The sequence below is a fragment of the Promicromonospora sp. NPDC059942 genome (assembly GCF_042731755.1).
GTDB lineage: Bacteria > Actinomycetota > Actinomycetes > Actinomycetales > Cellulomonadaceae > Promicromonospora.
In genome coordinates this window covers 203,016-224,141 of sequence record NZ_JBHWLR010000007.1, presented here as the reverse complement: position 1 = coordinate 224,141, position 21,126 = coordinate 203,016, and the positions used below count along the sequence as shown (strand labels likewise).

Genomic DNA, 21,126 nt, shown 5'->3' with positions numbered 1-21,126 from the left:
ATCTGTGCGCTGGGATGTTTGGTGGTCTTCAGGGGTACAGCGGTAGCTGCGTCCGCCCGTCCCGGCTGTGTGGGGGAGTGCCCGCCAGCGGGCAGCCTCGCCGGGGTGCCGTTCGGGGCACCCCGGCCCAGCACCAGCTCGACGACGCGCTCGACGAGGAGCGTCTCGCTCACGGGTTCGACGCGTGTGCTCATCCTGCGACGGGCGGGAGCCCTAGCGCTCCGCCCGGCGGGAGCTGATCACGCCCGTGTCGAAGCCGGCCAGGTGCAGCCCGCCGTGGAAGCGCGCGTGCTCGATCTTGACGCACCGGTCCATCACGACGTTCAGCCCGGCGGCCTCGGCCTTGCGTGCCACGTCCTCGTGCCAGGAGCCGAGCTGCAGCCACAGGGTCTTCGCCCCGACCGCGATCGTCTCGTCCAGCACGGTCGGCAGGTCGTCGTGCCGCCGGAAGACGTCGACGAGGTCGGGCACGACGGGCAGGTCGGCGAGGCTCGGGTACACGGGGTGCCCCAGGATCTCCGTGGCCCGCGGGTTCACGAAGTACACGTCGTACGGAGAGGAGGACAGGAGGTACGTCGCCACGAAGTAGCTCGCGCGCGCCGGGTTCGCCGACGCACCCACGATCGCGATCGACTTCGTGGAGCGCAGGATGCGCAGGCGCTCCGGGGCGCTCGGGCCCTGCCAGGTCCGGGTTGCCTCGCTCATCGGTTCACTCCCGTCGCCTTGGTCAGCGCCTGGTCGAGGTCCCAGAGGATGTCCTCGGCGTCCTCCAGGCCCACCGAGATGCGGATGAGGTCCTCGGGCACGCCCGCCGCCTCGAGCTGCTCGGCGCTCAGCTGCTGGTGGGTGGTCGACGCCGGGTGGATCACCAGGGTGCGCGCGTCGCCGACGTTCGCCAGGTGCGACGCGAGCTGCAACGACTCGATGAACAGCCGGCCGGCCTCGCGGCCGTCCGGGAGCGGCAGGTGCTCCTCGACGGGTACGGCCGCGCCGACCGGGGCGTCCGTGGCCAGCGCCAGGCTCTCGGCGTCGGGCCCGGCGGCCGTCGTCGGCACCTGGAGGCCGAACGCGAAGACCGAGCCCGGCCCCAGCGGCAGGTACTTCTGTGCCCGCTCGTGGTGCGGGTGCGTGGGCAGGCCGGCCCAGAGCACGTAGGAGACGCGGGGGTCGGTGTCGAGCCACTCGGCCACGGCGCGGGCGTTCGCGAGGTGCGCGTCCAGGCGGTGCGGGAGGGTCTCGACGCCCTGGAGCAGCTGGAAGGCCGACTGCGCGGAGAGCGCCGGACCGATGTCGCGGAGCTGCTCGGAGCGCAGCTTGGTGAGGAAGCCGTACTCGCCGAAGTTGCCCCACCAGCGCACGTCCCCGTAGGACGGCACGGGCTCGGTCATCTGCGGGAACTTGCCGTTGCCCCAGTCGAACCGCCCGGACTCCACGACGACGCCGCCCAGCGTGGTGCCGTGCCCGCCCAGGAACTTGGTCACGGAGTGGATCACGATGTCCGCGCCGTGCTCGATCGGCCGCACCAGGTACGGCGTCGCGAGCGTCGCGTCGACGACGAGCGGGATGCCCGCGGCGTGCGCGACCTCGGCGAGCCCCTCCAGGTCGGCGATCTCGCCGGACGGGTTGGCCACGACCTCGGTGTACAGCACCTTGGTCTCCGGCGTGATCGCCGCGGCGTAGTCCGCGGGGTCGGTGCCGGGCACGAAGGTGGTGTTGACGCCGAAGCGCCGCAGCGTCACGTCGAGCTGCGTCACGGTGCCGCCGTAGAGCTGCGCGGAGGCGACCACGTGGTCCCCCGCCCCGACGAGCGCGGCGAAGGTGATGAACTCGGCCGACATGCCGGACGCCGTCGCGACCGCGCCGATGCCGCCCTCCAGCGAGGCGATGCGCTCCTCCAGCGCCGCCACCGTCGGGTTGCCGATGCGCGAGTAGATGTTGCCGTACTTCTGCAGCGCGAAGAGGTTCGCGGCATCGTCCGTGTCCTGGAACACGAACGACGTGGTCTGGTAGATCGGCACCGCCCGCGCCCCCGTCGCCGCGTCGGGGATGCCCCCGGCGTGAAGGGCCCGCGTGCGGAACCCGAAGGTGTGCTCGGTCATCGTCCTGCCTTTCTCTCCGCGACGCCCTCTGCCAGGACGGCGCGGATGTCCTCGACGGCCCACGGGTTCTGCAGCGACGTGACGTCGCCCAGCTCCTCGCCCTGCCACAGCTGCGCCAGGAGGCGCCGCATGATCTTTCCCGACCTCGTCTTCGGCAGCTCGGGCACCGCGATCACGTGCCGCGGCTTCGCCACCGGGCCGATCTCGCGCGCGACCTGCGACCTCAGCTCGGCGACCGCGGCGTCCGCCTCCTGCGGCGACGTCGCGCCCGCCCAACCTACGCCCACGCCGGACGGCACCACGAACGCGGCCACGGCCTGGCCGGTCACCGGGTCCGGCACGCCCGCGACGCCGGCCTCGCCGACGGCCGGGTGCGCCACCAGCGCGGACTCGATCTCGATGGTGGACAGCCGGTGCCCGGACACGTTCACGACGTCGTCCAGGCGGCCCAGCAGGTGCACGTTGCCGTGCTCGTCCAGCACCGCGCCGTCGCCCGCCACGTAGTACGCGCCCGCCGGACCCTGGCCCGCGAACCGTCGCCAGTACGAGTCGAGGTAGCGCCGCGGGTCGCGCCACACGGTGCGCGCCATGCCCGGCCAGGGCCGGGTCACCACCAGGATGCCGGGCTCGCCGGGCCCGAGGCGGCGGCCGTCGTCGTCCACCACGGCGACCTCGATGCCCGGGAGCGCGCGCGTCGCCGAGCCGGGGACCAGCGGCGTCACGCCCGGGAGCGGCGCCACCATGGCGGCGCCCGTCTCGGACTGCCACCACGTGTCGATCACGGGCAGCTCGCCGCGCCCGAACGTCGCCCGGAACCACTCCCACGCCGCGGGGTTGATCGCCTCGCCGACCGTGCCGAGGATGCGCAGCGACGACAGGTCGTGGTCCGGCAGCGTGTCGCCGAACCAGGTCATGAAGGTCCGGATCAGCGTGGGCGCCGTGTAGTACACGGTGACGCCGTAGCGCTCGATGATCTCCAGGTGCCGCTCGCGGGACGGCGTGTCCGGCGTGCCCTCGTAGATCACCTGGGTCAGCCCGTTGGAGAGCGGGCCGTAGATCTCGTACGTGTGCGCCGTGACCCAGGCCAGGTCGGCGGTGCACCAGTGCACGTCGTCAGGCTTCGCGTCGAAGTGCGCCCAGTGGGCCCAGCTCGCGTGCGTGAGGTACCCGCCCGACGTGTGGACCAGGCCCTTCGGCTTCCCGGTGGTGCCGCTGGTGTAGATGATGAAGAGCGGGTGCTCGGCGTCGAACGCCTGCGCCTCGTGTACCTCGGGCGCCGTGTCGACGGCCTCGTGCCACCAGACGTCGCGGTCCGTCCAGGCGACGTCGGAGCCGGTGCGGCGGATGACCAGCACGTGCTCGACGTGGTCGAGCCCGGCCACGGCCTCGTCGGCGGTCGCCTTGACCGGCGTCGCGACGCCGCGGCGGAACTGCCCGTCGGTGGTGACCAGGAGCTTGGCGCCCGTGTCCGCGAGGCGGAAGCGCAGCGCCTCCGCGCTGAACCCGCCGAACACCAGGCTGTGCACCGCGCCGATCCGCGCGCAGGCGAGGGCCACGACCACGGTCTCGACCAGCACCGGCAGGTAGACGACCACGCGGTCGCCGGGGCCGACGCCGAGGGCGGTCAGCGCGTGCGCCGCCTGCGCGACACGGCGCTGCAGGTCGGCGTAGGTGACCGTGGTGCGGTCGCCGTTCTCGCCTTCCCAGTGCAGCGCGACCTTGGCTCCGCGGCCCGCGGCGACGTGGCGGTCCGCGCAGTTGACCGCGACGTTCAGCCGGCCGCCCACGAACCAGGCGGCCTCGGGGACGGTCAGGTCTGTTGGCTCGTCCCGCGGTTCGGGCGGCGACCAGGTGTGCGCGGTGTGCCACGGCGTCGTCCAGTCGAGGCGGCTCGCGGCCTCCGCCCAGAACGCGACCGGGTCCGCGGCGGCCCGGTCGTAGGCCTCGGCGGTGACGTTCGGCGCGGCCACCCGCGCCGCCGCCGTCACGTCCACCTCCGCAGCAGACGCCGCTCGGCCAGCCCGATGAGCGCGTCGGTCAGCTTGCCCAGCACCGCGAGCAGCACGATCGCGAGCAGGATGCGGTCCACCCGGCCGTTCTGCTGGGAGTCGTTGAGCAGGAACCCGAGGCCCATCGACGACGCGATGAGCTCGGCGGCCACGAGGAACAGCCACGACTGCGCGAGCGCGAGCCGGAGCCCGGCCACCAGCGAGGGCAGCACAGCGGGGAGCTGCACCGTCGTCAGGAGCCGCAGCCCGCGCAGGCCGAACGCCCGCCCCGCCTCGACCAGGTGGGGATCGACGTGCCGCAGGGCGGCGGCGATCGTCGTGTAGACGGGGAAGAACGCGCCGATCGCGATGAGCGTGATCTTCGACTCCTCGCCGATCTTGAGCCACAGGATCAGCAGCGGCACCCAGGCCAGCGACGGCACGGCGCGGATCGCGCCGAGCGTCGGCGCGAGCAGCAGGTCGCCGAGCTTCGACAGCCCGACCAGGGAGCCGACCGCGAGGCCCGCCGCGGCGCCCAGCGCGAACCCGACGAGCACGCGCTGCGTGGAGATCGCCACGTGGTGCCAGAGCTGGCCGCGCTGGACCAGGTCGACGGCTGCGTCCCACACGGCCACGGGGCCCGGGAGCTGGTACGGCGGGACGAGCCCGGCGGACGTCGCGCCCCACCAGACCGCGAGGAGCACCACGGGCACGAGCAGCCCCAGCGCGACCCGCCCGGCCCGGCCGACGCCGCCCGCGCGTCGGTCAGCCATCCGAGGCCACCGCCTCCTGCGCGAACTCGGGAGCGAACAGCTCGTCCAGCGCGATGTCGACGTTCTTCTGCGCGGCCACGTCGCCCGACTCGACGAAGATCGGGCCCACGACCTCCAGCACGTCGCGCTGCTTGTCGCCCGGGACCGGGTCGAGGTCGAGCACCGTGCGCTCCTCGATCACGGTGGACGCGACCTCGGGGTCGATCGAGGCGACCTCGGCCAGCAGCGCGGACAGCTCCTCCGGGTTCTCCAGCGCCCAGGCGCGGGCCTGCTCGTAGGCGTCGACGACGGCCTGCGTGACGTCCGGGTGCTCGTCCACGAACTCCTCGCGGGCGTTGAGGAACCCGTAGGTGTTGAAGTCGATGTTGCGGTAGATCAGCTTGTCGCCGGCCTCCGCCTCGGCCGCCGCCATGATCGGGTCCAGGCCCGACCACGCGTCGACGGAGCCGTTGTCGAGCGCGGCCCGGCCGTCGGCGTGCTGCAGGTTCTGCACCTCGACCTCGTCGAGCGGGATGCCCGCCTCGTCCAGCGTCTGGAGCAGGAAGAAGTAGGGGTCGGTGCCCTTGGTGGCGGCGATGGACGCCCCCTTCAGGTCCGCCACGTCCTTGATCTTCGAGTCGCCCGGGACCACGATCGCGGCCCACTCCGGCTGGCTGTAGATGTCGACCGTGCGGATCGGGGACCCGTTCGCGCGCGCAAGGAGCGCGGCGGACCCGGCCGTCGAGCCGAAGTCGATAGCCTCGGCGCGGAGGTTCTCGTTCGCCGTGTTCGAGCCGTCCGACTGCACCCAGGTGACCTCGACGCCGTCGAGCTCCTCCTCCAGCCAGCCCTGCTCGCGGACCACGAGGCTGAGCGGGTTGTACGTCGCGAAGTCGATGTTCAGGGTGTCGGTGCTCCACTCGCCCGCGCCCTCGCCGCCGGCGGCGGCGGAGCCCTCACCGGCCACACAGCCGCTCATCGCCATCGCCGAGACGAGGGCCAGGCCGGACGCCAGAACGGTGTGCCTACGGATACGCATGGGTTTTCCTCTCGCTGCCCGACGGCGGTCGGCGGGCTGGGGTGGTTCGGTGCGGTGGGTCTCTGGTCGAGTGGTTCAGCGGTCGTGGTGGGTCGGCACGCCGAGCCCGTCGAGCAGCTCCGCGCGGAGCTCGGCCAGGTCGCGCGCGGCGCGGTCCCGGGGCCGGTCACCCGGCACGTCGACGATCCGCGCGATGCTCGGCGCCCCGCCGTCGGACGCGGCGGCGTGGGACGCCCCGCCGTCCGCCACCGTGCGCAGCAGCACCACGCGGTCGGCGAGGTAGAGCGCCTCCTCGACGTCGTGCGTGACCAGCAGGATCGTCGCGGGCTGCGCCGCGTGGACGTCGAGCAGCAGGTCCTGCATGCGCAGCCGGGTCAGGGCGTCCAGCGCGCCGAACGGCTCGTCGAGCAGCAGCACGCCGGGGTTGCGGGCCAGCGCCCGGGCGAGCGAGGCGCGCTGCGCCATGCCGCCCGACACCTGGCGCGGCCGCAGCCCGGCCGACGTCGCGAGCCCGACCAGGTCGAGCAGCCGCGCCACGCGCGCCCGTCCGGCGTCCTTCGCGGTGCCCGGCGGGAGGCCCAGCGCGACGTTCTGGGTGAGCGTGCGCCACGGCAGCAGGCGGGGCTCCTGGAAGGCGACGGCGGTGCGCGGGTCCGCCCCGACCACGGGCGCCCCGTCGATCGTGACGCTGCCCGACGTCGGCGCGTCCAGGCCGCTGACCTGGCGCAGCAGGGTCGACTTGCCGCAGCCGGACGGGCCGAGCACGGCGACGATCTCGCCCGGTGCGACCTGGAGCTCGACGTCGCTCAGCACGGTGCGGCCGGTACGTTCGCCGCGCCCGGGCGCGGCGAACGTGCGCGAGACGCGGTCGAGGCGGACGGGCAGCGCCGGGGACGCGGCGGCGTCCGCCCGGCCGGTGGGCGAGGCTGTGGATGCAGCTGTGGACGGTGCTGCGGGAACCATGGGTGTCATCCCTTGCGATCGGTCCGTGCGGTGGGGCGGTCGCTGTGCACCGACATGACCCGGAGCCGTCCGGGCGGCAGGATCTGACCTCTCCCATGGGGCGTTCAGTCATCTTTTGTCAGGCAATGCCGATGAACCCCATAGAACCGGATGATGCAACTCGTCCACCAGATCGTTTCATGATGTGAGACCAAGATGTGGACGGGGCGGAGACTCGATGCGTCCGCATGCTCCTCGCCCTGAGCGATTTCCGGTGACGACGCCGGGCGCCGCGAGTACGTTGAGGCGGTGACCCAGCCCTATCTCCGGTATCCCCACATCCACGGTGACCAGGTCGCGTTCGTGGCCGACGACGACGTCTGGCTCGCCCCCGTCTCCGGTGGCCGCGCCTGGCGCCTGACCAGCGACCACGTGCCCGCGACGACTCCCCGCTTCTCCCCCGACGGCACGCGCCTCGCGTACGTGTCCCACAAGGACGGCCATCCCGAGGCCTACGTGGTCGAGCTGGCGGACGGCGCCACGCGACGCCTCACGTGGTTCGGCGGCACGGCCACGACGGTGCTCGGCTGGGACGACGCCGGCCGGGTGCTCGTCTCGTCCAACGCCGGCTCGTACGAGCGCTCCCTGACCGTGGTGCGCGCGGTCGGCCTCGACGGCACGGTCGAGACCCCGCGCTACGGCGCCGCCTGGGGTGTCGCCGAGCACCAGGGCCCGGACGGCGGGCGCACGACCGCCCTCGTCTCGGCGGGCTACCGCACGCCCGCCTACTGGAAGCGGTACCGGGGCGGCACGGCCTCCGTGCTGTGGCTCGACCGGGGCACGGGCGAGTGGGAGCGCCCCCTGCCCGACGACGAGGCCGGCATCTACGACCCGATCTGGGTCGGGGACGCGCTGGTGTTCACCTCCGACCGGGGGGCGACGTTCCCCGACCACGCCGACGAGCAGGCGAACCTCTGGGTCTGGGACGGCCTGGCGACGGGCACGCAGGCCGCGGGTCCCCGGCTGCTCACCACCCAGACCGCGGCCGAGGGCTACGTCCGCGACGCGACGTCCGACGGCGCCCGCATCGTGTGGCACAGCCGCGGCGACCTCTGGCTGCTCGACGCGCTGGACGGCACCCCGCGCCGCCTGGACATCACGCTCACCGGCGCGCTCCCGGAGCCGTACTCGACCGACCCCGACTCGGCGGCGCGAGGCGTCGACGGGCTCGCCGTCGACACGAGCGGTGACGCGAGCGTCGTGGGCTGGCTCGGCACCGCGTTCTGGGTGACCCACCGCGCGGGGCCGGCCCGGGCGCTCGTGGCCGACCCGTCCGTCCGCGTGCGGGAGCCCGTGCTGCTCGGCGACACCGGCCGCGCCGTCGTCGTCACGGACGCTCCGTACGCCACCGCGGACGGCGAGAGCCGGGAGGACGCGCTGGAGGTGCACACGGTGCCCGGCACCGACGGGGTGGACCCGGACGCCGCGCCGCAGCGCTTCGCCGCCGGCGAGCTCGGCCGGGTGCTGCACCTGGCCGCGAGCCCCGCCGGCGACAAGGTGGCGGCCATCTCGCACGACGGCCGGGTCAGCGTGATCGCGCTGCCCGCCCCCGCGACGGACGGCGACGCCGCCCCGGACGACGCCGCCCCGGAGCCGGGCACCGTGCTCCCGCTCGGCCGGTCGGCGAACGGCGAGGCAGAGTCTCCGACGTTCTCGCCGGACGGGCGGTACCTCGCCTGGTCCAGCCCGACCGGCACCGAGGGCGACCACCACCAGGTGCTCGTCGCCGACCTCCACGCGGAGACGCCGACGGCGACGCCACTGACGTCGGGCCGGTTCCACGACTTCTCGCCGGCGTTCAGCGACGACGGCAAGTACGTCGTGTTCCTGTCGAACCGCACGTTCGACCCGTCCTACGACTCCCACGAGTTCGCCCTGTCGTTCAGCGCGGCGACGCGGCCGTGGCTCATCCCGCTGGCCGCGACCGAGCCGGCGCCGTTCGGCCCGAGCGCCGACGGCTGGCGCCTGAGCACGCCGGACGACAAGAAGGGCGGCACGGACGACGGCGCGGCCGGCGACGAGAAGCAGGACGAGGACCACAAGGACACGGCCTCGCCCGACATCGACCTCGACGGCGCCGAGGAGCGCGTGGTGCCGTTCCCGGTGACGTCCGGCCGGTACCGCGACCTGCGCGCGGCCAAGGGCGGCGTGCTCTGGGTGCACGAGACCGACGACGCCGGCGTGCTCGGCGCGCGGCACGCCGGCACCGACGGCGACCCGGCACCCGACGTGCTGCAGTTCTGGTCCTTCGAGGCGCGCAAGGCGACGGACGTCGCGGAGAAGGTGACCGCGTACGCGGTGTCGGGCGACGGCGAGCGGGTGGTGATCCGGTCCGGGTCGGGGCTCAGCGCGCAGTCGGCCACCAGCAAGCCCGGCGACGACGACCCGAGCGCCTTCGACATCGACCTGTCCCGCGTCCGCCACGAGGTGGACCCGCGCGCCCAGTGGCACCAGATGTTCGACGAGAACGCCCGCATCATGCGCGACCACTACTGGCGGGCGGACATGAACGGCGTCGACTGGGCCGGGGTGGTGGCGCGCTGGCGCCCGCTGATCGACCGGGTCGCGACGCACGACGACCTGGAGGACGTGCTCTGGGAGACCGTCGCCGAGCTCAACACGTCGCACGCCTACGTGCGGTCGCCGCACGAGCGCGGCGACTCGTCCCGCAAGCTCGGGCTGCTCGGCGCGGACCTCACGCGGACCGCCGACGGCTGGCGGATCGACCGGGTGCTGCCGAGCGAGTCGTCCGACCCGGGGGCGCGGTCCCCGCTGCGCGCCGCGGGCGTCGACGCGCGGCCGGGCGACCTGATCGTCGCGGTGGACGGCCGGCCGGTGGACCCGGTGGCCGGCCCGGCGGCGAACCTGGTGGGCGCGGCCGACATCCCGGTCGAGCTGACCCTGCGGCGGCCCGCCGTCGCCGGAGATGGTGCGGCGGACGGCGGGACCGGCCCGGCCGCGAGCCGGGACCGGCGCGTCGTCGTCGTGCCGCTCGCCAACGAGTCCGACCTGCGGTACCAGGACTGGGTGCGGTCGCGCCGCGAGTACGTCGCCGAGAAGTCGGGCGGCCGGCTCGGCTACGTGCACGTCCCGGACATGATGAGCACCGGGTGGGCCCAGCTGCACCGCGACCTGCGGCTCGCCGCAGACCGTGAGGGCATCGTCGCGGACGTGCGCTTCAACGGCGGCGGGCACACCTCGCAGCTCGTGATCGCCCGTCTCGCCGCACGCGTCGCAGGCTGGGGGCTGAACCGGCACTACGACCGCCCCAACTCCTACCCGGACCGCGCGCCGCGCGGCCCGGTCGTGCTCGTCACCAACGAGTACGCGGGGTCCGACGGCGACATCGTGAACGCGGCCGCGCAGGCGCTCGGCGTCGGGCCGGTCGTCGGTGTGCGCACCTGGGGCGGCGTGGTCGGGATCGACGGCCGCTTCGACCTCGTGGACGGCACCGGGATAACCCAGCCGCGGTACGGCCTCTGGCTCGCCGGCAAGGGATTCGACGTCGAGAACTACGGCGTGGACCCCGACATCGAGGTGCGGCACACCCCGGCGGACTACTTCTCCGACGTGGACCCGCAGCTCGAGGCGGGCATCGCCGAGGCGTTCCGGCTGCTGGAGGAGACCCCGGCGGCCGAGCCCCCGGCGCTGCCGGAGCCGCGGGTGCGTCGGCGCTCGTAGCGCGCCGCTTCGCCGCGATCGGCGCTCCGCCGCAGGTCGCGGCGGAGTGCCGCTCAGCGGCGTGTCGCCTGCACGAACGTGATCGGGCCGTAGCGGTGCTCCACGTGCGCCACCTCGCGGGCGTCGGCGAACCCGGCGTCCGCGAGGAGGCGCAGCAGGCCGCCCTCCAGGTTCCGGGCGGTGTGCGGGTTGTCGGCGACGGCGGCGTGCCCCCGGCCGTGCCCGCGCACCCGGCCGTACGCACCCGTGCTGCCGGGGCCGCGCCGGGCTCCACGGCCGTGGCCGCGGCCGTGCTCGTGCTCGTGCCCGTGCTCGCCGCCGGAGCCGTCCGCGCTGCCGAAATCGACGATCGTCACCCGCCCGCCCGGCCGGAGCGCGCGGAACGCCTCGTGCGCGAACCGCACCCGCGCTTCGTCGGGCACGTGGTGCAGTGCGAGGGCGGAGACCACGTGGTCGAGCGAGCCGTCGTCCACAGGGAGCCGGTCGGCGAAGCCCTGGACGAGCGTGAGCGGGACGCGGCGGCGGGCGGCCTTGCGCGCCGCGATGCGCAGCGCGGCGGCGTCCGGGTCCAGGCCGGTGACCCGGGCGGCCGGCTGCGCGCGGAGCACGGCGAGCGAGAGGTTCGCAGTGCCGCAGCCGAGGTCGAGCACGGACTCGCCCGGAGCGATGTCCGCGAGCGCCGCCGCGCGGTCGTGCAGGGGCCGCACGCGGGAGAACCGCGTGAACGCGTCGTAGAGCGGGAGCAGCCAGGGCCGGCCCATGCCGGGCAGGAACTCGCGCTCGCGCTCCTCCGGGGTGCGGTGGTCGAGGATCCGCACGGTGCTGTCGTTCATCCGGGTGCCTTCCGTGGTGGTGCCCGCGCCGGGGACGCCGGGACGGCCGGTCCGGCCGCTCGTCCAGCATCGGACATCCTGCGGGCCGCGGACAGGACGGAAGTCGGTGCCGATCGCACGATCCTCGGTCGGCGGTGCGCGGAGCCCGGCGGGCGCGCGTCCGGCGCGGCGGGCGGAACGTCGGTAGCGTCGGGGCGTCACGACGGAGGGGGACGCATGGCACGGGAGCGGAGCGGCTCGGCGCTGACGGTGGTGATCGCGTTCGGCGCCAACTTCGCGGTGGCGGCGGCCAAGTCGGTGGCGGCGGTGCTGACGGGTTCGGCCTCGATGGTGGCCGAGGCCGCCCACTCCTGGGCCGACACGGGCAACGAGGTGTTCCTGCTGGTCGCGGAGCGCAAGGCGGCGCGGCCACCGGACCAGGACCGGCCGCTCGGCTACGGCCGGGAGGCGTACGTGTGGTCGATGCTGGCCGCGCTCGGCCTCTTCGTAGCGGGCGGCGTGGTCTCCGTCTACCACGGCATCCATGCGTTCGGTCAGGCCGAGGAGGCCACCGACTACGTCGTCGGCTACGTGGTGCTGGCCGTCGCCTTCCTCCTGGAGGGCTTCTCGTTCGCGCAGGCCTACCGGCGCACCCGGGCCGAGGCCCGCAAGCTCGGCCGGGACCTGCTCGACCACGCGCTGGGCACCTCCGACCCGACGCTGCGTGCGGTGCTCGCCGAGGACTCGGCGGCCCTGGTCGGCCTGGTGATCGCGGCGGGCGCCATGGCCCTGCACCAGGTCACGGGCGACGCGCGGTACGACGCGGCCGGCTCGGTCCTGGTGGGGCTGCTGCTGTGCGTGGTGGCGTGGGTGCTCTTCGACCGCAACCGGCGGTTCCTCACGGGCGAGGTGGCCGACGAGCAGATCCACCAGGCGGTCCGCGCGCGGGTCGAGGCGCTGCCCGGCGTGGACCACGTGGGCTACCTCCGGCTGGAGTTCGTCGGCCCCCGGCAGCTCCTGCTGGTCGCCAGCATCGACCTGCCGGGCGACGAGTCCGAGTCCCATGTCGCCGTGCGCCTGCGCGCCCTGGAACGACAGCTCGAGCGCGCGCCGCAGATCGTCGACGCGGTGCTCACGCTCGCGGTGCCGAGCGACCGGTGAGGTGCGACCTGTGACGGGCGACGGCGACCGGTGATGGCGCCCCGGCCCGCGGACGACGCCCCGCCCCCGCTGCGCACCCCGTCCAGCGTCCGCACGGTGCGCCCGGACGGCACCCCGGTGTACCGGTACCAGCCGCGCCTCGGCATGCCGCCGGTGAACGTCAACCTGCACGACGGCGCGGACGAGCACCCGCACCTCCCGCCCGGGCACCGGCACGCCCACGACTTCTACGTGCTCGTCCTCGTCGAGCGCGGCGCCGGGCAGGAGGACGGCGTCGCGCGCGACGGCGACCTGTACGCCGTCCCGCCCGGCCGGACGATCGACCCGGGAACGGTCCGGGGCTTCGCGGACTCCCGGGCCTGGACGCTGGCCTTCACGCCCGACGCCGTCCCCTCGCTCGCCTCCGTCTCGCCGCTGGCCTGGACGCACCACCCGCTCCTGGCGCTGTTCGAGGCGGAACCCGACGGGCCGGGCGCGGCCGACCACCCGCCGGCCCTGAGCACGAACGTCCCGGCGGGCGAGCGCCCGCGCTGGTCGGCGTGGCTCACGGAGCTGGCCGAGGAGCTGGCGGCGCCCGGACGGCTCGGCGCCCGGGACGCGGCGTCGGCCGTGCTGACGCGGATCCTGATCGCGGCGGCCCGCCTGGCGCCGTCGGCCCCCGCCCCGCCCGACCCGCTCGTGACGCGGGTCTTCGACGAGATCGAGGCGACGTTCCGCGACCCGGTCTCCGCGGCCGACGTCGCCCGCGCGCTGGGCTACACGCCCGGCTACCTGACCACGGCCGTCCGCGAGCGCACGGGCCGCACCCTGCTGGAGTGGATCACCGAGCGGCGCATGACCGAGGTGCGCCGGGTCCTGCGGGACACGGACCTGCCGCTCGCCGTCGTGGCCGCGCGCACGGGCCTGCGCGACGCCACGTACCTGGTCCGCCGGTTCAAGGACCGGTACGGGATCACGCCGGACCGGTGGCGAAGGAACGAACGGTCCTAGAGCGAACCGTCACGGAATGAACAGGCTGTGGACTCGTGCGTGAGTTCGGACCTGCCATCGGCTAGTTTTGGGGCACGCATCGGCACGACTGATGTGTGCCACTCATCGAAACGGAGCCCTCACCATGTCTCGCAACCGCGCCCTTCTCACGGTCACCGCGGCCTCCGCCGTCCTCCTGGCCCTGACTGCCTGCGGCAGCTCGGACGAGTCGGGTGGCGCGGGCGACGAGCTCGGGCTGTCCGGCGGCAAGCTGGTCGTCGCGACCGAGGGCACGTACCGGCCGTTCAGCTACCACGACGAGACGGACGAGCTGGTCGGCTACGACGTCGAGGTCGCCGAGGCGGTCGCCGAGAACCTGGGCGTGGAGATCGAGTTCCAGGAGACCCAGTGGGACGCGATCTTCGCGGGCCTGGACGCGGGCCGCTTCGACACCATCGCGAACCAGGTGACCATCACCCCGGAGCGCGAGGCCGACTACGTGTTCTCGACGCCGTACACCGTGTCGACCGGTGTGCTCGTGGTGGCCGCAGACAACAACGACATCACCAGCTTCGCCGACCTGGACGGCAAGACCAGCGCCCAGTCGCTCACGAGCAACTGGAACGACCTCGCCAAGGAGAGCGGCGCCAAGGTCGAGGCCGTCGAGGGCTGGGCGCAGGCCGTTGCGCTGCTGGAGCAGGGCCGCGTGGACGCCACGATCAACGACAGCCTCACCTACCTCGACTACGCGAACACCGAGGACGCCTCCGGCATCAAGGTCGCCGCGGAGACGGACGAGGAGTCGCAGTCCGCGTTCGTCGTGACGCCGGAGAAGGAGGCGCTGGCCACGGCGATCAGCGGCGCCCTGGAGGACCTGCGTGCCGACGGCACGCTGGCGGAGCTCGGCAAGAAGTACTTCGGCGAGGACGTCTCGGAGTGACGTACCGCGCGACGCTCCCCGCCGGGCACCGCTGACGGCGCCGAGAGGGAGACATGGACTGGCAGCTCGTCGCCGACTCGTTCTGGCCGCTCCTGCAGGGCGGCCTCACCGGCACCATCCCGCTCGCCCTGGCGTCGTTCGCGATCGGGCTGGTGCTCGCCCTGCTCGTGGCGCTCCTGCGGCTCTCGCCGAACCCGGTGCTGTCGTGGATCGGCCGGGCGTACGTCTCGGTGATCCGCGGCACCCCGCTGCTGGTGCAGCTGTTCGTGATCTTCTACGGCATGCCGGAGATCGGCATCCGCCTGGACCCGTGGCCGAGCGCCATCATCGCGTTCTCCCTGAACGTGGGCGGCTACGCGGCCGAGGTGGTGCGTGCGGCGATCCTGTCCGTGCCCAAGGGCCAGTGGGAGGCGGCCTGGACCGTCGGCATGTCGCCGGCCCGGTCGCTGGGCCGGATCATCCTGCCGCAGGCCGCGCGGGTGTCGGTGCCGCCGCTGTCGAACACCTTCATCTCGCTGGTCAAGGACACGTCGCTCGCGTCGCTCATCCTGGTGACCGAGATGTTCCGCAAGGCGCAGGAGATCGCGGCGTTCTCGAGCGAGTTCCTCACCATCTACATCGAGGCGGCCTTCATCTACTGGTTGTTCTGCACGGTGCTGTCCGCGGGGCAGAACGCGCTCGAGAAGAGGCTGGACCGGTATGTCGCACACTGAGGACCGCCCCAACGGCACCCTGCTGACCGCCCGGGGCATCGAGAAGTCGTTCGGCGCCAACCACGTGCTGCGCGGCGTCGACCTGGACGTCCGGCGCGGCGAGGTGGTCGCGCTGATCGGCGCCTCCGGCAGCGGCAAGACGACGGTGCTCCGCTCGCTCAACGGCCTGGAGACCCCCGACGCCGGGGTGCTGGAGTTCGACGGCGGCCCCGCCGTCGACTTCGGCGCCCAGGCGGCGGCCCTCGGCGGCGGCGAGTGGTCGGAGCGCCGCGCCGCCCGCCGTCGGGCGAAGGCCGACCGGGCCGCCCTGCGGGACAGGTCCGCGATGGTGTTCCAGCACCACAACCTGTTCCCGCACCGCACGGTGCTGGAGAACGTGATCGAGGGCCCCACCCAGGTGCAGCGCGTCCCGCGGGAGACGGCGGTCGCCCGGGCCGAGGAGCTGCTGGCCCGGGTCGGGCTGGCCGAGAAGCGCGACGCGTACCCGCACGAGCTGTCCGGCGGCCAGCAGCAGCGCGTCGGCATCGTGCGCGCGCTCGCGCTCCAGCCGGACCTCCTGCTGTTCGACGAGCCGACGTCGGCCCTCGACCCCGAGCTGGTGGGCGAGGTGCTGACAGTGATGAAGGAGCTCGCCGAGGAGGGCTGGACCATGGTGGTGGTCACCCACGAGCTGCAGTTCGCGCGCCAGGTCGCGTCGCAGGTGCTGTTCCTCGACGGCGGCGTGGTGGTCGAGCGCGGGGCCCCGGCGCAGATCTTCACGAACCCGGCCGAGGAACGCACCCGCCAGTTCCTCAACCGGGTCCTGCACCCCCTGGACTGACCGCCTCGACCGCCCCGCGGCCGACCGCCCGGCCGGCCCGCGGCTGACCCGCGACCGAACCTCCTGGACCGAACCCTCGACTCGCTCATCCCCTTTGAGGCCCAGGTTTCTTCGCTTTGAGCAGCCTCAAAGCGAAGAAACCTGGGCCTCAAAGGGGATGAGAGGGGCGCGTCCTAGGCGAGGGCCGCCCGGCGGGGCAGCGCGTAGCCCAGCGCGAAGACGACGAGCGCCGCCGCGGCCGCCGCGGCGCCGAGCAGGTCCAGCCACGCCGCGCCGAACGGCAGCACCGACGCGCCGACGACGGGCGCGACCGCGATCCCGATGTACATCGCCGTCGAGTACCAGGACAGGGACACCCCGGCGACGGCGGGGTCGACGTCGACCAGGCGGTGCTGGATAGGCACGAGGGCCGTGGCGGTACCCAGGCCCCAGACCCCGAACAGCACGGCGGTACCCAGGTACGAGTCCTCCGCCGCGAACAGCGCGCCGAGGGAGACGACAACGACGGCGAGTGCGCCGACCGCGGTGGGCCGCGCCCCGATCCGGTCGGTGAGGGAGCCGCCCAGCCAGTTGCCGACGAGCCCGGCGGCGCCGAAGACCAGCAGGAGCGTCGCGAGCGCCGTCCCGCTGCCACCGGTCACGCCGCGCGTCACGGCCGAGCTGAAGATGTAGACCATGTTGAACGCGGCGGTGAAGAGCAGGGCCGTCATCAGGGCCAGGCCGATCCGGACGTCGCGGAGCACCGCGAACCGGGCGGCGAGCCCGGGCACCGACCCGGTCGGCACGGTCCGGGCGAGCACCGCGACGACGACGGCGAGCACCGCCGCGAGCGCCGCCAGGATGCCGAGGGCGAGCCGCCAGCTCCCGAGGGCCGCCAACGCCGTGCCCAGCGGGGAGCCGACGGCGGTCGCGAGCATGAACCCGAGACCGACGACGCCGAGGGCGCGCCCCCGCTGCTCCGGGGGCACCAGCGTGGGGGCGGCCGCCATCGCGGCGGGCATCAGCGCGGCCCCGCCGAACGCGGCGACGACGCGCCCGGCGGTGAAGACGGTGAGGTCACCGGCGATCGCCGAGAGGGCGATGCCCGCGGCGATGAGGCCCATGCCCGTGCCCATCAGCGCGGCGCGCGACGCACGGGCGAACAGCACGGAGACCACCGGCGCGACGACCGCGACGATGATCGCGTACCAGGAGATGGAGTAGCTGACGGAGCTGGTGCTGGCACCGATCCCGTCGGCGATCTGCGGGAGCACGCCCGCGATGACGAAGGCGTTCGTGCCGACCACGAACAGCGCCGCCGCGATCGCCGAGATCCGGAGATAGGCGCCCCGCAGCGAGTATGATTGTTCGATGAACGTCATACCATCGAGCGTACGCGATAGTTCGATGGTTGTCGAACTATTTGACCGGACCGATGTCGAGGTGAGTGATGGGTGACTACCCCAGCCCGGACATGGCCGAGGTCGAGCTCGTCGACGTGCTCAAGGCCCTCGGCGACCCGGTGCGCCTGCAGATCGTGCACAAGCTGGCTGACGGCGAGCCCAAGCCCAAGACCCTCGACGCCTGGGGCCTGGAGCTCACCAAGTCGACCATGTCGCACCATTTCCGCACGCTGCGCGAGGCGGGCCTCACGCGCACGATCGTGCACGGCCGCACCCACGCGATCCAGCTCCGCCGCGACGAGCTCGACGACAAGTTCCCGGGCCTGATCGCCGCCGTGCTCGCAGAGGGCTGACCGCCGAGCGCTGACCGCCGGGCCCCGACGCGGAACCGCTAGCGCGGCAACGGTTCGAGCGCGGCCAGCACCTCGTCCCTGCTCGGGGCGGCGGCGTCCAGCACCACCCGGCCCGGCCGCGCGCCGAGCACCACCACGCGGTCGGCCAGGGCGAGGGCCTCGTCCACGTCGTGCGTCACGAGCACCACGGCCCGCTGCCCGACGCCGGCGGACGGCGCGCCCGGACGGCCGGCGTCGGCGAGCCCGACCCCCGCCAGCCACTCGTTCATCCGCCGCCGCGTGATCGGGTCCAGCGCGCCGAACGGCTCGTCGAGCAGCAGCACGGGCCGCCCGGCCAGGCAGGTGCGGAGCAGCGCGAGCCGCTGCCGCATCCCGCCCGACAGCTCGTGGGGCCACGCCCGCTCGAAGCCCGCCAGGCCGAACGTCTCGAACAGCTCGGCGGCGCGCGCCTCGGCGTCGGCCCGCGACACCCGCGCGATCCGGGCGCCGAGCAGGGCGTTGGACCACGCCCGGCGCCACGGCAGCAGCCCGTCCCGCTGCGGCATCCACGCGGTCGCGGCTCCGCCGTCCGGCAGCGTGGGGAGCGTGAGCTCCCCCGAGACCGCCGCGCCCGGCGGCAGCATGCCGCCGAGCGCGCGCAGCAGCGTCGACTTGCCGCACCCCGAGGGGCCGACGACGGCGACGAACTCGCCGTCGGCCACCGCGAGGTCCAGGCCGTCCAGGGCCAGGACGTCGCCGAACCGGACGCTCAGCCCGCGTGCCGCGAGCACGCTCACGGCTGGTCGACGGCGTCGGAGCCGCCCGCGTCGGCGTCGTCCGCGTCGGCGTCGCCCGCGGAGCCGGCCGCGCCCGGCAGGTAGTCGTCGGTCCAGGCCGCGTCCGTGTCGAACCCGGGCTCGGTCAGCCCTTCCTCCTCGAGGAAGCCGACGAACCCGTCCCACACCTCGGCGCGCTGCACGCCCCACTCGCCGGACGCGTACTGCGGGCCGAGCCACCGCGCGCTCGCCCCGACCAGCTCGGGGTCGAGCTCGGGCGCGGCCTCCAGCAGCACCTGGGCCGCCCGGTCGGGGTCGGCCGCCGCTTCGTCGTACCCGCGCGCGAGCGCGGCCAGGAACCCGCGGGCGACGTCCGGCTCCTCGTCCAGCAGCGACCGGGACGTCGCCACGAGCGGCGTGTACCAGTCCGGGATGCAGTCGAGGTGATCGCGGAACGCGATGGTGTCGACGTCGAGCCCGTCCACCTCGCCCAGCCGGATCGTGTCCCAGGCGTCGAACACCCAGGCGGTGTCGAACTGGTCCTCGGTGAGGCCGATGCGGAAGTCGTCGCTGACCAGCGGCGTGAACTCGACCTGCGCGGAATCGCCGCCGTCGCACTCCACGAGCTTGCTGATCAGGGCCTTCTCGAGGTCGGACTCGTAGGACCCGTACCGCTTGCCCTCCAGGTCCCTGGGCCGCGCGATCCCGTCGTCCGCGAGGCTGATCAGGGACGACGTGTTGTGCTCGATCACGGTCGCGACGGAGACGACGTCGGCGCCCGCCGCCCGCGCCGGGACCAGGCCCTCCGCCACGGAGTACGCGAAGTCGGCCTGACCCGCCGCGACGAGCTGCAGGCCGGAGGTCTCGCCCGGCTCGACGATCTCGACGTCGAGCCCCTCCTCCTCGAACCAGCCCTCGGCCTGGGCCAGGTAGAGGCCGGAATGGTTGGTGTTGGGCGTCCAGTCGAGCACGACGGTGACCTCGCGCAGGCCGCCGTCGGACGCCGCGCCGGCGGTGCTCGCGGCGGCGCCGCAGCCGGCGAGCGCCAGGGGCGCGAGCGCGGCGAGGGCCAGGGCGGGGGTACGGGACAGGTTCATGATTTTCCTCTCTGCCACGGCGTCGCGACGCGCGTGAGCGCGGCGACGAGGGCGAAGAACAGGCCGGACAGGAGGGCGATCAGCACGACGCCCACGAAGATCTGGTCCACGGCGTACGCCTTGCGGGACCGCTGCACGAACACGCCGAGGCCGGACTGCCCGGCGAGGTACTCGGCGACCACGGCCGCGCCCACCGCGTAGGTCGCGGCGACCCGGAGGCCCGCGAGCGCGCCGGGGACCGACGCCGGCAGGCGGACCAGCAGGAACTGGTCCAGGCGGGTGCCGCCCAGGCCGGCGACCATGTCGGAGTGCTCGGCGTCGACGGCGCGCATCGCGCCCACCGCCGAGACCAGGACGGGGAAGAAGACGGTGAGCGACACCAGGATCACCTTGGGCAGCAGGCCGAAGCCTGCCCACAGGATCATCAGCGGCGCGAGCACCACGACCGGCACCGTCTGCGTGAGCACGACGAGCGGGTACACCGCGTCGCCGGTCACCCGGGAGGCCGTGACCACGATGCTCAGCAGCAGGCCGGCGACCGCGCCGAGCGCGAGCCCGGCCGCGGCCTCGGTCAGCGTGGTCACGACGTGCGGCCCGAGCAGCGGCGCCACCTCGACGGCGGTGCGGGCCACCTGGGACGGCGCGGGCAGCACGAACTCGGGCACGCCCGCGAGACGCACCCAGCCCTCCCACGCCGTGAGCAGCGCCGCGACGGTCAGCAGCGGGGCGAGCACGCGCCCGGCCCGCCGTCCGGCCCGGTGCGGCTCGCGCCCGACCGGGTGCGGCTCGCGCCCGACCGGGTGCGGCTCGCGCCCGGCCGGGCGCCGCCAGGCCGGACGCTGCCCCACCACCGCGGCCCGCCCGGACCGCCGCCGCGCGACGGCGCGCGTGCTCACGCCCGGAACTTGGTGACGAGGTCCGCGATGGTGGGGCCGGCGTCGTCGGCGCCCTGGCTGACCTTGATGTTGGACTGGACGCCGTCCGCGCCGGCGGCGAGCGTCGCCTCGTGGACGGCGCGCAGCAGCGCCCACACCTCGTCGGGGCTGCCCTGGACGAACGTGCCCATGGCGCCCACCTCGTAGGTGAGCCCGGACGCCTGGATGACGGCGATGGCGGCGTCGACGTGCGCGTACCGCGCGTCGGGCGTGCCGCTGGGGCGGGGAGAGACCTGGATCTCGGCGAGCATGTGCGACCTCCGTGCACGGGCATGCCAGAGGTCGCCGGTTCCCGACAGGGGGCGCGCGACCACGTCCCCTGCGCAGGGGACGGCCTCGACCGAACGCCCGTGCCGTCAGGCACGTCCTTCCGCTGGCATTACCCAGTTCAAGTGATCGGGTCGACGGCGTCGGGCGTGGTGCCCAGGCCTTCCTCTCAGCCCGGCTACCCCGAGCTCCCCGCGTTGGCGGGGCCACGGTACCGCTGCTCGCGGGAGATGCGGAAGCCTGATCACCTTTGAGGCCCGGGGGGGATCGGGCGGGCCGATCGCGGAGAGGGGCGAACAGGGGCATGAGCGAAAAAGAAGGCCCCCACCGGAGAAAAAGACCGCCACGCCTCTCTCGCAAC

19 protein-coding genes, 1 pseudogene and 1 riboswitch are annotated in these 21,126 nt (G+C 74.0%); of the genes and pseudogenes, 7 read left to right on the top strand and 13 right to left on the bottom strand.

Annotation, left to right across the window (positions count from 1 at the left end; translation table 11 throughout):
* The 7 genes and pseudogenes from ACFV9Q_RS13855 to ACFV9Q_RS13825 all read right to left on the bottom strand — a co-directional run.
* Nucleotides 1–194: pseudogene (locus tag ACFV9Q_RS13855) on the bottom strand (hypothetical protein); the annotation flags it as partial.
* A gap of 19 nt (nt 195–213) precedes the next feature.
* On the bottom strand, nt 214–705 hold the full coding sequence (locus ACFV9Q_RS13850) for a CoA-binding protein (RefSeq protein WP_377234877.1): 492 nt from the start codon (nt 703–705) through the stop codon (nt 214–216).
* A complete protein-coding gene (locus tag ACFV9Q_RS13845; protein WP_377234876.1) occupies nt 702–2,099 on the bottom strand; it encodes an O-acetylhomoserine aminocarboxypropyltransferase/cysteine synthase family protein in 1,398 nt (465 codons plus the stop codon). Before ACFV9Q_RS13845 ends, ACFV9Q_RS13850 begins: the two co-directional genes overlap by 4 nt.
* Entirely contained in the window at nt 2,096–4,093 is a 1,998-nt protein-coding gene (gene acs / locus ACFV9Q_RS13840) for an acetate--CoA ligase (RefSeq protein ID WP_377234875.1), read from the bottom strand. The genes ACFV9Q_RS13845 and acs overlap by 4 nt, the downstream gene beginning before the upstream one ends.
* Nucleotides 4,084–4,860, bottom strand: a complete 777-nt coding sequence (locus ACFV9Q_RS13835; RefSeq protein WP_377234874.1) for an ABC transporter permease — start codon at nt 4,858–4,860, stop codon at nt 4,084–4,086. Before ACFV9Q_RS13835 ends, acs begins: the two co-directional genes overlap by 10 nt.
* Nucleotides 4,853–5,878 (bottom strand): aliphatic sulfonate ABC transporter substrate-binding protein, encoded by a 1,026-nt coding sequence (locus tag ACFV9Q_RS13830; RefSeq protein WP_377234873.1) that lies wholly within the window; start codon nt 5,876–5,878, stop codon nt 4,853–4,855. Before ACFV9Q_RS13830 ends, ACFV9Q_RS13835 begins: the two co-directional genes overlap by 8 nt.
* Before the next feature lie 75 nt (nt 5,879–5,953).
* Nucleotides 5,954–6,841: an ABC transporter ATP-binding protein gene (locus ACFV9Q_RS13825; RefSeq protein ID WP_377234872.1), complete on the bottom strand. Its 888-nt coding sequence runs from the start codon at nt 6,839–6,841 to the stop codon at nt 5,954–5,956.
* A gap of 288 nt (nt 6,842–7,129) precedes the next feature.
* Between ACFV9Q_RS13825 and ACFV9Q_RS13820 the strand changes: the two genes are divergently transcribed.
* Nucleotides 7,130–10,561, top strand: a complete 3,432-nt coding sequence (locus tag ACFV9Q_RS13820) for a S41 family peptidase (RefSeq protein ID WP_377234871.1) — start codon at nt 7,130–7,132, stop codon at nt 10,559–10,561.
* A gap of 53 nt (nt 10,562–10,614) precedes the next feature.
* Here ACFV9Q_RS13820 and ACFV9Q_RS13815 read toward each other — a convergent pair whose 3' ends face one another.
* Nucleotides 10,615–11,394: a class I SAM-dependent methyltransferase gene (locus tag ACFV9Q_RS13815; RefSeq protein ID WP_377234870.1), complete on the bottom strand. Its 780-nt coding sequence runs from the start codon at nt 11,392–11,394 to the stop codon at nt 10,615–10,617.
* A 216-nt stretch (nt 11,395–11,610) separates the two neighbouring features.
* On the opposite strand from ACFV9Q_RS13815, the gene ACFV9Q_RS13810 reads away from it, so the two are divergent.
* The 5 genes from ACFV9Q_RS13810 (at nt 11,611) to ACFV9Q_RS13790 (ending at nt 15,976) form a co-directional block, all read left to right on the top strand.
* Nucleotides 11,611–12,534, top strand: a complete 924-nt coding sequence (locus ACFV9Q_RS13810) for a cation diffusion facilitator family transporter (RefSeq protein ID WP_377234869.1) — start codon at nt 11,611–11,613, stop codon at nt 12,532–12,534.
* Between the two features lie 33 nt (nt 12,535–12,567).
* Nucleotides 12,568–13,524 (top strand): helix-turn-helix transcriptional regulator, encoded by a 957-nt coding sequence (locus ACFV9Q_RS13805; protein WP_377234868.1) that lies wholly within the window; start codon nt 12,568–12,570, stop codon nt 13,522–13,524.
* A 124-nt stretch (nt 13,525–13,648) separates the two neighbouring features.
* The gene (locus ACFV9Q_RS13800) at nt 13,649–14,443 is read left to right on the top strand and encodes an amino acid ABC transporter substrate-binding protein (protein ID WP_377228146.1); all 795 of its coding nucleotides are present in this window, start codon (nt 13,649–13,651) and stop codon (nt 14,441–14,443) included.
* Between the two features lie 53 nt (nt 14,444–14,496).
* On the top strand, nt 14,497–15,156 hold the full coding sequence (locus ACFV9Q_RS13795; protein WP_377228145.1) for an amino acid ABC transporter permease: 660 nt from the start codon (nt 14,497–14,499) through the stop codon (nt 15,154–15,156).
* Entirely contained in the window at nt 15,143–15,976 is an 834-nt protein-coding gene (locus ACFV9Q_RS13790) for an amino acid ABC transporter ATP-binding protein (protein WP_377234867.1), read from the top strand. Before ACFV9Q_RS13795 ends, ACFV9Q_RS13790 begins: the two co-directional genes overlap by 14 nt.
* Before the next feature lie 173 nt (nt 15,977–16,149).
* On the opposite strand, the gene ACFV9Q_RS13785 is transcribed toward ACFV9Q_RS13790, so the two are convergent.
* Nucleotides 16,150–17,337 (bottom strand): MFS transporter, encoded by a 1,188-nt coding sequence (locus ACFV9Q_RS13785; protein ID WP_377234866.1) that lies wholly within the window; start codon nt 17,335–17,337, stop codon nt 16,150–16,152.
* A gap of 68 nt (nt 17,338–17,405) precedes the next feature.
* On the opposite strand from ACFV9Q_RS13785, the gene ACFV9Q_RS13780 reads away from it, so the two are divergent.
* Nucleotides 17,406–17,711 carry an ArsR/SmtB family transcription factor gene (locus ACFV9Q_RS13780; RefSeq protein WP_377232304.1) on the top strand — a complete coding sequence of 102 codons (306 nt, stop codon included), beginning with the start codon at nt 17,406–17,408 and terminating at the stop codon, nt 17,709–17,711.
* A 38-nt stretch (nt 17,712–17,749) separates the two neighbouring features.
* On the opposite strand, the gene ACFV9Q_RS13775 is transcribed toward ACFV9Q_RS13780, so the two are convergent.
* Genes ACFV9Q_RS13775 through ACFV9Q_RS13760 form a run of 4 tightly spaced genes read right to left on the bottom strand, consistent with a single transcriptional unit; the run spans nt 17,750 to nt 20,749 of the window.
* Nucleotides 17,750–18,487, bottom strand: coding sequence for an ABC transporter ATP-binding protein (locus ACFV9Q_RS13775; RefSeq protein ID WP_377234865.1), 738 nt, complete (start codon nt 18,485–18,487; stop codon nt 17,750–17,752).
* A complete protein-coding gene (locus ACFV9Q_RS13770; protein WP_377234864.1) occupies nt 18,484–19,563 on the bottom strand; it encodes an ABC transporter substrate-binding protein in 1,080 nt (359 codons plus the stop codon). Before ACFV9Q_RS13770 ends, ACFV9Q_RS13775 begins: the two co-directional genes overlap by 4 nt.
* The gene (locus tag ACFV9Q_RS13765) at nt 19,560–20,459 is read right to left on the bottom strand and encodes an ABC transporter permease (protein WP_377234863.1); all 900 of its coding nucleotides are present in this window, start codon (nt 20,457–20,459) and stop codon (nt 19,560–19,562) included. Before ACFV9Q_RS13765 ends, ACFV9Q_RS13770 begins: the two co-directional genes overlap by 4 nt.
* Nucleotides 20,456–20,749 (bottom strand): MTH1187 family thiamine-binding protein, encoded by a 294-nt coding sequence (locus ACFV9Q_RS13760; RefSeq protein WP_377234862.1) that lies wholly within the window; start codon nt 20,747–20,749, stop codon nt 20,456–20,458. Before ACFV9Q_RS13760 ends, ACFV9Q_RS13765 begins: the two co-directional genes overlap by 4 nt.
* A 111-nt stretch (nt 20,750–20,860) precedes the next feature.
* Nucleotides 20,861–20,963: riboswitch (TPP riboswitch) on the bottom strand.
* Between the last annotated feature and the right edge of the window lie 163 nt (nt 20,964–21,126).